Annotated in this window: 16 protein-coding genes; 5 read left to right on the forward strand and 11 right to left on the reverse strand. The window is 68.7% G+C overall.

The genetic code is table 11. The annotated features are described in order from the left end of the window. Nucleotides 1–45 precede the first annotated feature (45 nt). Nucleotides 46–1,143, forward strand: coding sequence for an AI-2E family transporter (locus tag AC1C2S_RS07025; protein ID WP_495351810.1), 1,098 nt, complete (start codon nt 46–48; stop codon nt 1,141–1,143). Between the two features lie 168 nt (nt 1,144–1,311). Here AC1C2S_RS07025 and AC1C2S_RS07030 read toward each other — a convergent pair whose 3' ends face one another. From AC1C2S_RS07030 to AC1C2S_RS07060, 7 genes are all read right to left on the reverse strand, one after another. Then, nucleotides 1,312–1,884: an acyl-CoA thioesterase gene (locus AC1C2S_RS07030; protein WP_495351811.1), complete on the reverse strand. Its 573-nt coding sequence runs from the start codon at nt 1,882–1,884 to the stop codon at nt 1,312–1,314. 213 nt (nt 1,885–2,097) lie between these two features. Beyond that, nucleotides 2,098–2,748 (reverse strand): dihydrofolate reductase family protein, encoded by a 651-nt coding sequence (locus tag AC1C2S_RS07035; protein WP_495351812.1) that lies wholly within the window; start codon nt 2,746–2,748, stop codon nt 2,098–2,100. Between the two features lie 4 nt (nt 2,749–2,752). Next, entirely contained in the window at nt 2,753–3,874 is a 1,122-nt protein-coding gene (locus AC1C2S_RS07040; RefSeq protein WP_495351813.1) for a bifunctional 2-methylcitrate synthase/citrate synthase, read from the reverse strand. A 47-nt stretch (nt 3,875–3,921) separates the two neighbouring features. Then, complete coding sequence (gene prpB, locus AC1C2S_RS07045) at nt 3,922–4,833, reverse strand: methylisocitrate lyase (protein WP_495351814.1); 912 nt, start codon at nt 4,831–4,833, stop codon at nt 3,922–3,924. 130 nt (nt 4,834–4,963) lie between these two features. Beyond that, nucleotides 4,964–6,502 (reverse strand): MmgE/PrpD family protein, encoded by a 1,539-nt coding sequence (locus AC1C2S_RS07050; protein WP_495353210.1) that lies wholly within the window; start codon nt 6,500–6,502, stop codon nt 4,964–4,966. A 30-nt stretch (nt 6,503–6,532) separates the two neighbouring features. Further along, a complete protein-coding gene (locus AC1C2S_RS07055; RefSeq protein WP_495351815.1) occupies nt 6,533–7,213 on the reverse strand; it encodes a GntR family transcriptional regulator in 681 nt (226 codons plus the stop codon). Between the two features lie 78 nt (nt 7,214–7,291). Further along, complete coding sequence (locus AC1C2S_RS07060; RefSeq protein ID WP_495351816.1) at nt 7,292–8,419, reverse strand: enoyl-CoA hydratase/isomerase family protein; 1,128 nt, start codon at nt 8,417–8,419, stop codon at nt 7,292–7,294. A 57-nt stretch (nt 8,420–8,476) separates the two neighbouring features. Between AC1C2S_RS07060 and AC1C2S_RS07065 the strand changes: the two genes are divergently transcribed. The 3 genes from AC1C2S_RS07065 to trhO all read left to right on the forward strand — a co-directional run bounded on the left by AC1C2S_RS07065 (nt 8,477) and on the right by trhO (nt 10,517). Continuing rightward, nucleotides 8,477–8,836, forward strand: coding sequence for a VOC family protein (locus AC1C2S_RS07065; protein WP_495351817.1), 360 nt, complete (start codon nt 8,477–8,479; stop codon nt 8,834–8,836). 9 nt (nt 8,837–8,845) lie between these two features. Next, complete coding sequence (locus AC1C2S_RS07070) at nt 8,846–9,484, forward strand: LysE family translocator (protein WP_495351818.1); 639 nt, start codon at nt 8,846–8,848, stop codon at nt 9,482–9,484. A 130-nt stretch (nt 9,485–9,614) separates the two neighbouring features. Further along, on the forward strand, nt 9,615–10,517 hold the full coding sequence (trhO, locus tag AC1C2S_RS07075) for an oxygen-dependent tRNA uridine(34) hydroxylase TrhO (RefSeq protein WP_495351819.1): 903 nt from the start codon (nt 9,615–9,617) through the stop codon (nt 10,515–10,517). 98 nt (nt 10,518–10,615) lie between these two features. Here trhO and AC1C2S_RS07080 read toward each other — a convergent pair whose 3' ends face one another. After that, nucleotides 10,616–11,191, reverse strand: coding sequence for a TetR/AcrR family transcriptional regulator (locus tag AC1C2S_RS07080; RefSeq protein WP_495351820.1), 576 nt, complete (start codon nt 11,189–11,191; stop codon nt 10,616–10,618). A gap of 107 nt (nt 11,192–11,298) precedes the next feature. Here AC1C2S_RS07080 and AC1C2S_RS07085 point away from each other — a divergent pair, with 107 nt between their 5' ends. Next, entirely contained in the window at nt 11,299–12,558 is a 1,260-nt protein-coding gene (locus AC1C2S_RS07085) for an FAD-dependent monooxygenase (protein WP_495351821.1), read from the forward strand. Between the two features lie 19 nt (nt 12,559–12,577). On the opposite strand, the gene AC1C2S_RS07090 is transcribed toward AC1C2S_RS07085, so the two are convergent. From AC1C2S_RS07090 to AC1C2S_RS07100, 3 genes are all read right to left on the reverse strand, one after another. Then, nucleotides 12,578–13,249 (reverse strand): DUF2306 domain-containing protein, encoded by a 672-nt coding sequence (locus AC1C2S_RS07090; RefSeq protein ID WP_495351822.1) that lies wholly within the window; start codon nt 13,247–13,249, stop codon nt 12,578–12,580. A 95-nt stretch (nt 13,250–13,344) separates the two neighbouring features. Next, nucleotides 13,345–13,875, reverse strand: a complete 531-nt coding sequence (locus AC1C2S_RS07095) for a hypothetical protein (protein WP_495351823.1) — start codon at nt 13,873–13,875, stop codon at nt 13,345–13,347. Then, a complete protein-coding gene (locus tag AC1C2S_RS07100; RefSeq protein WP_495351824.1) occupies nt 13,872–14,819 on the reverse strand; it encodes an LssY C-terminal domain-containing protein in 948 nt (315 codons plus the stop codon). The genes AC1C2S_RS07095 and AC1C2S_RS07100 overlap by 4 nt, the downstream gene beginning before the upstream one ends. Nucleotides 14,820–14,842 lie beyond the last annotated feature (23 nt).

Genomic DNA, 14,842 nt, shown 5'->3' on the forward strand with positions numbered 1-14,842 from the left:
CGTGGCATCCCGAGCCCTGGGTATCTCGAACCCTAGACTGTGGCCGTGAACACGGCTGACCGACTGCGGCGACGTTCCGCAGAACCTGCTCCGCGCACGAGCCTCTTCGCGAATCATCCGTTCCGATGGGGCTTCATCGTCACCCTCGGCGTGCTGCTCGCCGCCGTGCTCGCGCTCATGATCGTGAACCTGCAGAGCGTGCTGCTGTCGGTGTTCATCGCAGCCTTCGTCTCGCTCGGGCTCGACCCGCTGATCCGCTGGTTCCAGCGCCACGGGCTCTCGCGTCCGACCGCGATCGTGGTCGTCATCATCCTCTTCATCGCGGTGGTCGTCGGCATCTTCTGGGTCGTACTGCCGCCGGTCCTCGAGCAGGCGGCGGCGCTCGTGCGGAACATCCCGGCCCAGGTGAAAGACCTGCAGAACTCCGAGTGGTTCGAGCAGATCGATACTGCGACGAACGGCGTCGCCTCGTCCATCGTTGCGTCGGCCGGCGACCTCCTCGGCGACCCGAACACCTGGGCGACGATCGGGGGTGGCGCGCTCAAGTTCGGCGTCTCGGTGCTGAACGCCGTCTCGACCGGCGTGTTCGTCGTCGTGCTCTCGATCTACTTCATCGCGACCCTCGACACCACGAAGCGGGCCTGCTACCTGCTGATCTCGGCGTCGCATCGGGACCGCGTCGTCGGCTACGCCGAGCGCATCATGGAGTCCGTCGGCCGCTACCTCAGCGGCATGGTCGTGCTGGCCTTCTTCAACGCCGTCTTCTCGACGATCCTGCTGTACCTCGTCGGAGTGCCGTACGCACTCATCATCGGTGTGATCGCCCTGTTCGTGACACTCATCCCGCTCATCGGTACTGTGCTGACCACCACACTCATGACGATCATCGCCCTGTTCACCTCACCGCTCGCGGGGCTCATCGTGCTCATCGTGATGCTCGTGTACATGCAGATCGAGGCGTACATTCTGACCCCGAGAGTCATGGGCAAGGCCGTGCAGGTGCCGGGCACGATCGTGCTCATCTCGGCGCTCGCCGGCGGCACCCTGCTCGGACTGCTCGGTGCGCTCGTGGCGATCCCGATCTCGGCGGGCATCCTGCTCATCATCCGCGAGGTCGTGATCCCTCAGAAGGCCCGGTCGTGATCCTGCTTGTCGAGTAGTGGGACCTTATGCGGGGTCTCGATACGCGTCCTCCTTCGTCGGGCGCTACTCGACCAACGAGAGCCGCCGGTCGAGTAGCGAGCGCAGCGAGCGTATCGAGACCCGCCGGTCGAGTAGCGAGCGCAGCGAGCGTATCGAGACCCGCAGCTCTCAGCGCCAGACCGACGGCGCAGCAGCGCGAGTGGGGGGCAGCGCGACATCCGCACCCCACCGCTCGATCCAGTCGGGAATCTCGTCGGCGCCCGAGACGCCGAGCGCCTCGACGATCTCGGACATCGGCACCGTGCCGCCCGCCTTCTTGAGGAACCGCGCGCGGATGAAGCCCTGCGCGTACACCTCGGGCTCGCCGTGCTTGCCCCCTGCGCCCTTCGAAGGGCGCACGTAGCGCTGCTCCATGTAGACGGCCTTGTCGTCGTGGCCGACGAGTCGGGACTCGATCGTGAACCGATCCCAGAGCTGCAGCGACTTGCGGAACGTGATCGTCTCGCTCGCGACGACCGGATACCATCCCTTGTCGCGCATCATGTCCCAGACGCCGTTTCGCACGAGCATGTCGAAGCGGGCGACATCCATGATCGAGAAGTACACGCCGTTGTTCATGTGCCGATTGATGTCGAGGTCGGTCGGCAGCGTGATGAAGTTCGTGCGGGCGACCTCGAAATGCCCGAGACCGGGCTTGCGCCGCGAGAGGAACAGCACGTGGAGCAGGGTGCGGAAGAACATGTGCATAGTCCACGACTGTATGCCCGAATCGTGGTCGATCATCCATCGTTGGTGGAAGCCACAATCTGAACCACGATCTCCCGCGCCTGCTGGTCGAGTAGCGAGCTTTTCCGCTGGTCGAGTAGCGAGCTTTTCCGCTGGTCGAGTAGCGAGCGAAGCGAGCGTATCGAGACCCGGTGCGTGGTCTCGATACGCGTTCTCCTCCGTCGGGCGCTACTCGACCAGCGGGGGCCGCAAGAGCCGATATCGCAAGTGCGTGGCACGCGCGCCCTGCTCGACACTGATCGGCTCGAGCTCCACCCGCTGCGAAGCAGCGTCGGGAAAGAGCCGGCTGCCGCCGCCGAGCAGCACCGGCACGAGGTGGAGCCGCGCCTCATCGACGAGCCCTGCGGCGAGCGCCTGTCTCGCGACCTCCGCGCCGCCCACGATGCAGACGGATGCAGCGCTCGCGACCTCGCTCGCCCGTGCGACCGCCTCGGCGACCCCGCCTGTGACGAACTCGAAGCGCGAGCCGCCGCGTTCGAACGGCTCGCGCTCGCGGCTCGTGACGACGAAGCAGGGGCGCCGCCCGAACACCGGCTCATCGCCCCACGGCCACTCGCCCACGTCGAACGTGCGACGCCCGAGCACGAACGCGCCCGTCGTCTCGAACATGCGCGATGCGGCATTGCGATCGATCTGGTCTGGCGCGACACTCGTGATGCCGTTGCTGTCGTCGAGCGGAACAGCGCCATCGAAGATCGGGACGCGCCTCCACTCGTGCACACGCTCGCCGTCGAGGCCGAGCGGATGCTCGAGGCTCACGCCCGGTGCGGCGGTGAAGCCGTCGAGCGTCATCGTCATCTCGAGGAAGACGTGGGTCACGGGGTCATCCCTTCGCGGGAACGTGCCGTTCGTCCACGCCGTTGTAGACGGACAGCGGGCGGATGAGCGCGTTCGACGCGGCCTGCTCCATGATGTGCGCGGTCCAACCGGTGATGCGACTCGCGACGAACAGCGGCGTGAACGTGAGCGTGTCGAACCCCATGAGGTGGTACACCGGGCCGGCCGGGTAGTCGAGATTCGGCTTGATGCCCTTGCGCGCGCCCATCGCGGTCTCGAGAGCGAGGTACAGCTCGAACAGGTCGGGCCGATCGTAGTGCTCGACCATGCGCTCGAGCGCGTCGCGCATCGTCGGCACACGCGAGTCGCCGTTCTTGTAGACGCGGTGGCCGAACCCCATGATCTTGCGCTTCTCGGCAAGCGCTTCGTCGAGCCAGGCAGCCGCGGCATCCGCCGTGCCGATCGCATCGAAGGCGTGCATGACCGCTTCGTTGGCACCGCCGTGCAAGGGGCCCTTCAGGGCGCCGATCGCGCCGGTGACCGCCGAGTACAGGTCGGAGAGGGTGCTCGTGATCACCCGGGCCGTGAACGTCGAGGCGTTGAATGAGTGTTCGGCGTAGAGGATCATCGACACGTCGAAGGCGTTGACCACCGCGAGCTCGGGGGCCTCGCCGAAGGTCTGCCAGAGGAAGTTCGCCGAGAAACCGAGGTCGTCACGGGGCTCGACGAACTCGAGCTCGTGCCGGCGGCGCTGGTCGTAGGCGACGATCGAGGGCAACTTCGCGAACAGCCGGATCGCCTTGTCGAGGTTCGCCTCGACACTGTCGTCGGGCGTCGCCGGGTCGCTCGCACCGATGACCGAGACGGCCGTGCGCACGACGTCCATCGGGTGGGCGGTGAGGGGCAGCTCGTCGATGATGCGCTTGACCTCGTGATCGAGACCGCGAAGCGAGCGCTCGCGTTCTTCGAACGCGGCAAGCTGCGCGTCATCCGGCAGCTCGCCGTACCAGAGCAGGTAGGCGACCTCTTCGAACGTGACGGATGCCGCGAGCTCCTGCACCGGATAACCGCGGTACAGCAGCGAGTTCGACTCGGGGTTCACCTTCGAAACCGCCGTATAGTCGACCGGCACGCCGGCCAAGCCCTTGTAGATCTCCTGCTCTGCCATGCGTGCTCCTTTTTGCTTTCGCTGATCTCGATACGGCGCTGGTGCGCCTACTCGACCGGCGTCCTGGTGACGGTGAAGTTGAAGATACTCGTGTCGAAGTGGTTGTAGCCCTCGTAGTCGATGAGCTCGTAGAGGTCGGCGCGATGCTGCATCTCGCCGAGCTTGCCGGTGAGCGCACCGGCATCCGTCAATTCGTCGAGACCGCGCGCCGCGGCGCCCATCGCGAGGCGCAGCAGCGAAACGGGCCAGATGACGATGTTCATGCCGACGTCGGCGAGCTGCGCCGCGGTGAAGAGCTCGCTCTTGCCGAACTCGGTCATGTTCGCGAGGAGCGGCACGTCGACGGCCTTGCGCACCGCCTCGAACTCCGCGAGCGAACGCATCGCCTCGGGGAAGATCGCGTCGGCGCCCGCGTCGACGAGCGCCTTCGCGCGGTCGACTGCGGCGTGGAGGCCGTCGACCGCGGCGATGTCGGTGCGCGCCATGACGAGGAAGTTCGGGTCGCGTCGCGCGTCGACGGCGGCACGGATGCGCTGCAGGGCGGTGGACTCGTCGACCACCTGCTTGCCGTCGAGGTGGCCGCAGCGCTTCGGGTTGACCTGGTCTTCGATGTGGAGGCCGGCGAGCCCGGCGTCCTCCATCTCTTGCACGGTGCGGGCGACATTCATCGGCTCGCCGAACCCGGTGTCGGCGTCGATGATCGCGGGCAGCTCGGTCATGCGGGCGATCTGCTTGCCACGACCCGCGACCTCGGTGAGCGTCGTCAGGCCGATGTCGGGCAAGCCGAGGTCGGCCGACAGCACGGCGCCCGAGATGTAGACGCCCTCGAAGCCCTTCTGCTCGATGAGCCGCGCTGAGAGCGGGTTGAAGGCGCCCGGGAAGCGCAGCAGCTCGCCGCTCGCGAGCCGCTCGCGGAAGAGCCGGCGCTTCTCGGCGGGGGTCGTCGTGGCGTACAGCATCAGTGGTCCTCTTCTGGGGTCTCGATACGCTTCGCTACTCGACCAGCGGGGAGCGCTGGCGCGACTACTCGACCAACGGGTGTCGCTGGCGCGACTACTCGACCAGCGGGTGTCGTCGTGGCGTACAGCATCAGAACAGCCCTTCAGGGATCTCGACGCCCACGAGCGCACCGGGCGCGACGGTGAAGGTGAGGCCGCCGAGCTCGTCGGGGCCGAGCTCGGGCAGACGCTGCGCGACGTCGAGGAACCGCTCGATCTCATCGGGCGTGAGCGCCCACTCGGCGAGCGTGCGGAACTTCTGCACGTACTGCGCGCGCGCGAACGGCCGGGCGCCGAGCGGATGCGCGTCGGCCACGGCGATCTCGTCGACGATCTCTCCGCCGTCGGCGAGCTTGATGACCACGCGGCCGCCGAACGCCTTCTCGGCGATGTCGTTCGAGTGGTAGCGCCGCGTCCACTCCTCGTCTTCGACGGTCGAGACCTTCTTCCAGAGCGCGACCGTGTCGGGCCGGTGAGCGCGCTCGGGCGAGTACGACTCCGCGTGGTCCCACGAGCCGTCTTGCAGCGCGACGGTGAAGATGTACGGAATCGAGTGGTCGAGCGTCTCGCGCGAGGCATCCGGATCGTACTTCTGCGGGTCGTTCGCGCCGGAGCCGATCACGTAATGCGTGTGGTGCGAGGTGTGCAGCGTGATCGACTCGATGCGATCGGGGTCGTCGAGGATCAGCGGGTACTCCTCGTGCAGCTTGCGTGCGAGGTCGATCCATGCCTGCGCCTGGTACTCGGCCGAGTGCTCCTTCGTGTACGAGTCGAGGATGGCGCGCTTGGCCTCCCCTGCGTCGGGCACCGGAACCTCGTACGAGGCATCCGGACCGTCGAGGAGCCACGCGATGACGCCGTCTTCGCCCTCGTAGATCGGCACGGGGCTCGTCTGGCCGCGCATCGCACGGTCGACCGCTTCGACGGCCATCTTGCCTGCGAATGCGGGCGCGTGCGCCTTCCACGTGGAGATCTCGCCCTTGCGGGACTGCCGGGTCGCGGTGGTCGTGTGCAGCGCCTGGCCGATGGCCTGGAAGATCGTCTCCTGATCGAGGCCGAGCAGCGTGCCGATGCCGGCCGCTGCCGAGGGCCCGAGGTGGGCGACGTGATCGATCTTGTGCTGGTGCAGGGAGATCGCCTTCGCGAGGTCGATCTGGATCTCGTAGCCCGTGGCGATGCCGCGCAGGACGTCGCGCCCGGTGAGGCCCCGGTGCGCCGCGAGGTGCTGGGCGACGGCGACGATCGGCGGGATGTTGTCGCCGGGGTGCGAGTACTCGGCCGCGAGGAAGGTGTCGTGGAAGTCGAGCTCGCGTACGGCGACCCCGTTGGCCCATGCCGCCCATTCGGGCGAGGTGCGGCGCGCGGCATCCGCACCGAAGACGGTCGCGCCGTCGCCGCCGATCGAGACGGGGTGGGCGAGCGCCTGGCTGCGGGCCGAGACGACGGGGCCCCTGGCGATCGCGGCGGCTGCCACGGCCGCGTTGTCGATGACGCGGTTGACCACCATGTCGACGACGTCGTCGTCGAGCTCGACCGGGTCGGTCGCAATGCTCGCGAGCTTCCAGGCGAGCTGGCCCTCGCGAGCGAGGTTCTCGTCGCTGCGATGCGTGCGAAGGTGGTGGAGCTGCATGGAGTGGACCTTTCTGAACTGTTCCATCGGTCAGGCTACGCGGTGCCCGCCGGGCTGACGAGCCTCGATCGAGGCGAGTGCATGACGAAGGCTCATGTGCAGGTGCACGTGAGTGGCGTGCGCCGCGAGGGACGCATCGCCCGCGATGATCGCCTGCAGGATGAGGAGGTGCTCGGATGCCGCGGCGCGGAGCCGCTCGGGATTGTGGCGTGCGAGCCGCCGCACGCGCGCCGAATGCAGCCGCACGCTCCGCAGCGCGGCGGTGAGGTAGGGGTTCGCGACCGTCTCGTCGACGGCGGCGTCGAACTCGGCGACGAGCGCGTAGTACGCGGCGAGTCCGGATTCGCCTTCGTCGACGAGGGCCGGCGCCTGCTCGAAGCGTTCGCCGAGCGGCTCGAACCGCGTGGGGTCGCGGCGCATCGCCGCCAGCCGCACGGCCTGCTCTTCGAGCGCTTCGCGCAGCTCGTAGAGGCCCGTGATGCTCGACGGCGAGAGCTCGGCGACGACGAGGGTCCGTGCGGACTGCGCAGCGACGAGTCCGTCACCGACGAGCCGGGCGAGTGCCTCGCGCACGGGCGTGCGAGAGACTCCGAGGCGGACGGCCTGCTCGACCTCGGCGAGCACCGTGCCGGGCGCGAGCTCGCCGTCGACGATCTCGGCACGGAGCGTGCGATAGGCGCGCTCCCCTGCACGCCCCGCTTCAGCCGCCATGCTTCATGTATACACTGAGCGGTGTTGAAGTGCAAGAAATGCCGTTGTGCAGGCGGTGTGTATACGTTTTGGGGCGTTCTACTCCACAGTGTCGGTCTGCGCCGACCAGACCGGCTCGAAGCGGGCCTCATCGAGCACGTGGGCGGCGAGACCTGGCGGGATGTCCTGCAGCTCGGGCGGGTGCCACTTCGGCTGACGATCCTTGTCGATGACCTGTGCCCGGATTCCCTCCCGCAGGTCGTGCTGCTCGATGAACCACGACACGAGCCGGAACTCCTGCTCGAGCGCATCCTCGAGCCGCGGCAGCGTGCGAGCACGTCGCACCGACTCGAGCGTGATGGTGAGCGCGGTCGGCGAGAGCGTCTCGAGTTCGTCGGCGGCTGCGGCTGCATAGGCGAAGGCCGCCGGGTCGAGCGGATGCATCGGGAACGAGCTCGACGCTTCGTCGGCCCGCCCCTCGGCGAAGGCCCTGAGGCGCCGGATGATCTCGTCGACGCTCGGCGCGGAATAGCAGGCGTCGACCCAGTCGCGCGCGAGGGCGAGCGCCGACGGGCCGGGTGTCTCGTCGAAGAGCATCACGATCTCGGCCGGGCTGCCGGGGTCCGCGCGTTCGGCGAGCGCCTGCAACAGGTGCGGCAGCCGCTCGGAGGGCACGAACGAGTCGGCGAATCCCGCGTGCAGGGCGTCGGCGGCATCCATCGTGCGCGAGTTGAGCGCCAAGTGAACGCCGAGTTCGCCGGGGGCCTTCGCGAGCAGCCAAGAGCCGCCGACGTCGGGGGTGAAGCCGATGCGGGTCTCGGGCATGGCGATGCGCGAGCGCTCGGTGACGACGCGGATCGATGCGTGCCCGGCGAGGCCGATGCCGCCGCCCATCGTGATGCCGTCCATGATCGCGACGACGGGTTTCGGGTAGCGCGCGATCATCGCGTCGAGCCGGTATTCGGCGCGGAAGAACTGCCGGGCCTCGGCGTGGTCGTCGTTGGCCGCGTACTCGTAGAGCTCACGGATGTCGCCGCCCGCGCAGAAGCCGCGCTCCCCCGCACCATCGAGCACGACGAGCCCGACCTCGGTGTCGTCGCGCCACGCGTCGAACACGGCCGCGAGCGCGCGGATCATTTCGAAGCTCAGCGCATTCAGCGCCTGCGGGCGGTCGAGCGTCACGTGGCCGACACCGTCGGCGACGCTCGCGGAGATATGGTCGCTCACGAGTGCCACCGTAGCGGCATCCCGGGCGGCGGCGTAGCCTCTGCCGCAGGAGGCATGATGATCGACTCCGTATTCCCGATTCTGGAGGTACCCGACCTCGATGCCGCGCTGGCGTTCTACGGCGACGGACTCGGCGGCGTGGTGCGCTACCGGTTCCCGCCCGAGGGCGACCCCGTCTACGTCTCGCTCGAGACCGGATCGACGACGCTCGGCATCGGCGTCGCCGAGTCCCCGCTGCCGCCGGGGAACATCCTGCTGTGGTTCTACGTCGACGACGTCGACCACGCCACCGCGAAGCTCGCGGCCGGCGGTGCACCGGTGCTCGAGCAGCCCGTCGACCAGCCGTGGGGTGAGCGGACCGCACTCGTCGAAGACCCGTTCGGAACGCGCGTGCGCCTCGGAGCGGCCAGCGGGTAGCATCCGTTCATGGTCCCCGTCGAGAACCTCTGGGCGTTCGTCGTCGCGTCGGTCGTGCTCATCGTGATCCCCGGCCCGAGCGTGCTGTTCGTCATCGGGCGTTCGCTCGCGCTCGGGCGCGTGGGCGGGCTGCTCAGCGTGGTCGGCAACGCCCTCGGCATGGTGCCGCTCATCGCCGCCGTCGCGCTCGGCGTCGGCGCGATCGTCGCGCAGTCGGTCGTGCTCTTCTCGATCATCAAGTTCGCGGGCGCGGCCTACCTCGTCTACCTCGGGGTGCAGGCGATCAGGCATCGAGCGGATGCCGCGGCATCCGCCGATCGAAAGACCGCCCCGCGCTCGCACTGGCGCCAGCTCGGCGAGGGCTTCGTCGTCGGCGTGACGAACCCGAAGACGATCGCGTTCTTCGTGGCGGTGCTGCCGCAGTTCGTCTCGTTCTCGGCCGGGTCGATCCCGCTGCAGCTCTTCGAGCTCGGCGTGGTCTTCATCGTGCTCGCGCTGGCCTGCGACTCGGTGTGGGCGCTCGCCGCGAGCGCGGCACGCGGCTGGTTCGCGCGCTCGCCGAAGCGTATCGCCCACCTCTCCGCCACCGGCGGCGTCATGATGATCGGACTCGGCGGCGTGCTCGCGTTCAGCGGCAACAAGCACTGAGCACGCGTACAGAACTCCGGAGATCCCACGCGGAACGCCGATGGACCGGCGTCGTCGAACCGCGTGGCGCGCCACGACTCCGGAGTTGCGCACACGGCGGCCATCCGGCGAGCGCCCGTATGATCTCGGGGTGGCCGTCGCCAAGATCCTTCTCTACTACGCCTTCACCCCGCTCGCCGACCCCGACGCGGTGCGGTTGTGGCAGCGCGAGCTTGCCGAGTCGCTCGGGCTGCGCGGCCGCATCCTCATCTCGGAGCACGGCCTGAACGGCACCCTCGGCGGCGAGATGAACGCACTCAAGCGCTACGTGCGCAAGACCCGCGACTATCCCGCGTTCAAGCACATCGACTTCAAGTGGAGCGCCGGTACCGGCCTCGACGATACGGGCGCGAGCCTCGACTTCCCGAAGCTCAGCGTGAAGGTGCGCGATGAGGTCGTCTCGTTCGGCGCGCCGGGCGAGCTCGCGGTCGACGAGCACGGCGTCGTCGGCGGCGGCACGAAGCTGAGCCCCGATGCGCTGCACGAGCTCGTGGCCGAGCGCGGCGACGACGTCGTGTTCTTCGACGGACGCAACTCGCTCGAGGCCGCCATCGGCCGCTTCGCCGGCGCGGTCGTGCCCGACGTCGACACCACGCGCGACTTCGTCGACCTGCTCGACTCGGGCGAGTACGACGAGCTCAAGGGGCGGCCGGTCGTCACGTACTGCACCGGCGGCATCCGCTGCGAAGTGCTCTCGAGCCTCATGACGAGCCGCGGCTTCGGCGAGGTCTACCAACTCGACGGCGGCATCGCCCGCTACGGCGAGCGCTACGGCGACGACGGGCTCTGGCAGGGTTCGCTCTACGTCTTCGACGGGCGCGGCTCGATCGACTTCAGCGACCACGCTGCGGTCATCGGCTCGTGCGCGGCGTGCGGTGAATCGACGAACCGCACCGTGAACTGCACGGATGCCGCGTGCGACGCCGAGTTCGTGCTGTGCGAGTCGTGCGGCACGAGCGCCTGCCCGGCACACGCCGCCGCGCCGGTCGAGTAGCGACGCATCTCCGCCGGTCGAGTAGCGACGCATCTCCGCCGGTCGAGTAGCGACGCAGGAGCGTATCGAGACCACCACGCGGGTCTCGATACGCTGGGCTACTCGACCGACGCACCCCCGAGCAGCCGGACCGCCGCGGCCATTCGGTCACCGGTCGGGGTGCCCTCGGGGTTCAGGAGCCAGATCAGGGCGAGCCCCTGCACGATCACGAAGCTGAGCTCCGAGAGGGCTCGGGCCTGTTCCTCGTCGAGGTCGGGGTGGGCAGAGGCGAACTCCTCGGCGATGTCCGCGAACGCACCATCGACCGCACCGCGCATCTGCCCCCCGCTGTCTGGGTCGCGCACGATGCGCAGCGTGTTCTCGAGGCTCGCGAGCAGTGCACCACGGTTGTCCGCGAAGACGGCCGGCATGCCGTTCCAGAGGTGCGCGAACGCGTCGTTGAGCGAGAGTCCGCTCCCCTCGCGGATGAGCTCGCCCATGCTGTCGCCGATCGAGGTGTCGAGCGTATCGATGAGCGACTCGGTGATGAGCTGCTCCTTCGAGCCGAAGTGGTACCCGATCGCGGCGAGGCTCACCCCCGCCTCGGTGGCGATGTCGCGCGCCGTGGTCTTCGCGACACCGCGCTCCTCGATCACCTTGCGAGCACCGGCGAGCAGGTCTTCACGATTTCCCATGCCCACAGCATATTCGATCGTCTGAGACATATGTGCTAGACATTCGTCCAAACAGGTGTTAGACATATGTCCAAGACAAGCGTGCAACTCTCTCGAAGGACACGACCATGAACCGCACACCCAGCATCCTGATCTCCGGCGGCGGCATCGCCGGGCATGCCCTCGCCCTGCAGCTCGTGCGCAGCGGCATCCGCGCCACCGTCGTCGAGCGAGCCGCCGCACCGCGCGCCGGCGGCCAAGCCGTCGACCTCCGCGGCGCGAGCCGCGAGGTCGCCGAGCGCATGGGACTCCTGCCCGGCATCCAGGCGCGGCAGCTGCACGAGCTCGGGCTCTCCTACGTCGACGGCGCCGGCCGTGTATTCGGCCGCATGTCGATGGAGGACTTCGACGGCAAGGGCGCGGTCGCCGAGATCGAGATCGCCCGCGGCGACCTCGACGAGGTGCTGCGTGATGAACTCACCGTCGCGAGCGACATCGCCCCGGGCCTGCTCGACCTCCGCTACGGGGACCGCATCACCGCCCTCACGCAAGACGCCGATGGCGTCGACGTCGCCTTCGAACACGCCCCGGCCGAGCGATTCGACCTCGTCGTGGGCGCCGACGGCGTGCACTCCGCGACCCGCCGCCTCGCCTTCGGCCCCGAGGAGGAGTACTCGACATATCTCGGCGGCTATACGGCGTTCTTCACGCTCCCGACCCCCGCCGACGTGCAGCCGGGCTGGTTCTCGATGCGGTTCGTGCCGGGCGCGACCTTCGGCATCCGCCCCGACTTCGACCCCTCGACCTCCATGGCGATCGTCACGCTGCGCATCGACCGCGACCCCGCGTTGCGCGGCGATCGGGCCGCGCAGGAGGCGCTGATCCGCCGAGCCCTCGAGGGTGCCGGGTGGCACGCCCCCACGGTGCTCGAGGCCATGCCCGGGGCATCCGACTTCTATTTCGATGAACTCGCGCGCATCGACGTGCCCGAGGCCGCGAACGGCCGCATCGCACTCATCGGCGACGCCGGCTCGTGCGGCTCGCCGATGTCGGGCATGGGCACTGCGACCGCACTTATCGGCGCTTACCTGCTCGCCGCCCGCATCGCCGAGACACCGGGCGACGTCGTCGCCGCAGCACGACGCTACGCGACCGACATCCTGCCGTTCGCCGAGGCCGGCAAGAAGGTCATGGGCGGTGGCATCGAGCGGATGGTGCCCACCAATCGGTTCGAGGCCGTGATGTCGCGAGCGATGACAGGCCTCATGCTCTCCAAGGCGGCCCGGCCGATCGTGAAGAAGATGTTCGCCGCGAACCAGGTCGAACTCCCCCTGCCCGTCACGGCGCCGGCGCCCGCCCTCGCGGCCGTGGCTGATGGGGCGCGTTGAGGCGGCGGGTCGCTTCGCGTCACGTCGCCGCGCGCACACGCGCAGTCCGCGGCAACCCGTCTTCGTTCGGCCTCCACCAGAGCCAGAGCTCGCCGGCGATCACGTGCATCGAGAGCCCGAGCCAGAACGCGGGCGCGAAGCTCTGCTCCAGCGAGAGGATCTGGAACCCCGCGAAGATGCCGACCCACACGCGGATCATGCCGACGCCGAGGCCCACCGCGAAGGCCCGGATCATCCAGCGCCGATGCATCCGCACGTTGCCCGCCCTGATCGCCCGGAAGGCGAGCCCGAGCGAGACCAGGAACCACGAGCCGAACACCGCTGCCGCGAGCGACTGCCACGCCCCTCCGTACGAGAACGGCACCCCGAAGGCGAGCGCGAAGACCCCGCTCACGAGTCCGAAGGCGAGCAGCACGCGGCCGAATCGGCGGTGGAACGTGAAGTGCCGCTCGCGGAACCGCCGCCAGAGCTGCAGCGGCGCGCCCAACAGGTAGATCACGCCCGGCACGATGTGCAGGTAGGCGAGCCAAGGGCTCACGACGTAGCGCAGTTCGAAACTGTCGCCCTCGGCCGGAGTGCCGGTGACGATCAGCGGCCCATCCGTACCGAACCTGATGCCCGCGAAGACGAGCACGATCGCAATCAGCAGGAAGATCGCCGCCCACATCGTGATCTCCACCGCACGCGTCACGGCGACCTCCTCCGGCCGGACGCTCGCCCGTCGCTGGCGCTCAGGCTACTCCCGGGCACGCCGCCGAGCCAAGTGTTTTTCGAGGATCGCTCGCTTCACGCGCGACGCGGCCGCGGTCGCGGTCGGGGCCGCCGTGCGTACGCCCGCGCATTGCGACTCGACAGTGCGAGCAGCACGAGGATGTCGAGCGCGAGCGTGATGAGCGTCGTGCGCAGGGTGATCTCGGTGTCGGCCCCGAAGTAGTCGAACGCCGACCACGTGATGCTGATCGTCGCGAAGATCATCACCGTGATGCGCGCCGAGTTGCTGCCGCGGAAGATCAACAGGGCGAGCGCCAGCTCGACCGCGAGCACGATGCCGCCGATGACGAGCACCACCGTGAGCGCGAGACTCGAGGCCGCCTCGGCCGCTTCGTCGGAATCGAGCGGCACCCCGAGATCCTCCACGAGCACGCGTCGCCACAGCACCGCGAGCGAGATGAGCCAGACGATGCCCGCGAGCACCCGGCAGACGACGAGGATCGCGCCGAACACCGTTGCGGTCGGACGCTGCATCGACGGCGGCACCGGTCGCGGACTGACGAGCTGCGCCGGCGACTCGAATGCCGGGCGCTTCTCGACGCTCAACGCTCCGCCTCCGTCTCGCTCGGCGAAGGTCTCCCGACGGGAAGCGCGCGCCCAGCGGCATCCGCTGTCTCGATCGCGACGACCGGCACCGCGCTGACGTCGACGACCGGGAGGTCGCCATCGGTGCGGATCGAGTCACCGCCGCCGTTTCGGGAGTGGTACCCCGTCGAGAAGTCGGCGAGCACGTCGACGCGCGCCGCCGGATTCGCCGCGATGACGGTGGAGACGATGTGGTCGCGCTCGATGTCGATGTCGGCGTCGATCTTGTGCGTCACCTGCAGGGTGAACAACGAGAAGCCCACGGCCCGGTCGAAGGTGCCGGCCGCGAGCCAATCGACCCGGCGCCCGCCCGGCAGGAGCCACCCGTCGGGCGTGCGCCAGAACCGCACATGGTGTCGGCGCGCCGGATTGCCCTCGACCTCCTGCTGGTACGCGAAGTCCTGCTGCCGCCCGAACAGGAAGAGCGGGCTGACGGGCGCCTCGTCGTAGCTGCGGCGAGTGATCGTCGACGCGATGATGCGCCAACTCGACGCTCCCGTCACGTTGTCGGCGCGGGTCCAGCCGGCCGCGTGCAGTGCAGCGTGCAACGACCCCTCATCACCGTCGAACGCGAGGTTGACAGGGTCACCGAGCAGCCCGTCGCTCGTGCGCGCGCGCCCGATGAAGTAGTCGGGCACGTAGATCGTCGTGAGGATGCGATGCAGTCGGGGCAGCACGAGATAGGCGAGCACGAGCCAGAACACCACGAAGAAGGCGATGCCGAACCAGCCGAACGCGAAGGACTCGGTCAGCACGAGCCAGGCCAGCCAGACCGCGGCGATGCCCGCGTACACGAAGAAGAAGCCGTCGAGCAGCGCGTTGCCCGAGAACGGGCGCGCCCGCACCGGTTCGATCGCTGCACCGACGATCACATCACCGGATGCCCCGGCCCCCACCTCCGACATGCCCCAATGCTAGCGAGGCCGCG

Source organism: Agromyces sp. Y782 (assembly GCF_059445405.1).

Bases quoted from the DNA above. Each gene is read 5' to 3' on its own strand.
- AC1C2S_RS07055 (WP_495351815.1), bottom strand. From the start codon at position 7,213: ATGGCGGCTGAAGCGGGGCGTGCAGGGGAGCGCGCCTATCGCACGCTC.
- AC1C2S_RS07100 (WP_495351824.1), bottom strand. From the start codon at position 14,819: ATGTCGGAGGTGGGGGCCGGGGCATCCGGTGATGTGATCGTCGGTGCA.
- AC1C2S_RS07050 (WP_495353210.1), bottom strand. From the start codon at position 6,502: ATGCAGCTCCACCACCTTCGCACGCATCGCAGCGACGAGAACCTCGCT.
- AC1C2S_RS07080 (WP_495351820.1), bottom strand. From the start codon at position 11,191: ATGGGAAATCGTGAAGACCTGCTCGCCGGTGCTCGCAAGGTGATCGAG.
- AC1C2S_RS07070 (WP_495351818.1), top strand. From the start codon at position 8,846: ATGGTCCCCGTCGAGAACCTCTGGGCGTTCGTCGTCGCGTCGGTCGTG.
- AC1C2S_RS07085 (WP_495351821.1), top strand. From the start codon at position 11,299: ATGAACCGCACACCCAGCATCCTGATCTCCGGCGGCGGCATCGCCGGG.
- AC1C2S_RS07040 (WP_495351813.1), bottom strand. From the start codon at position 3,874: ATGGCAGAGCAGGAGATCTACAAGGGCTTGGCCGGCGTGCCGGTCGAC.
- AC1C2S_RS07030 (WP_495351811.1), bottom strand. From the start codon at position 1,884: ATGTTCTTCCGCACCCTGCTCCACGTGCTGTTCCTCTCGCGGCGCAAG.
- prpB (WP_495351814.1), bottom strand. From the start codon at position 4,833: ATGCTGTACGCCACGACGACCCCCGCCGAGAAGCGCCGGCTCTTCCGC.
- AC1C2S_RS07065 (WP_495351817.1), top strand. From the start codon at position 8,477: ATGATCGACTCCGTATTCCCGATTCTGGAGGTACCCGACCTCGATGCC.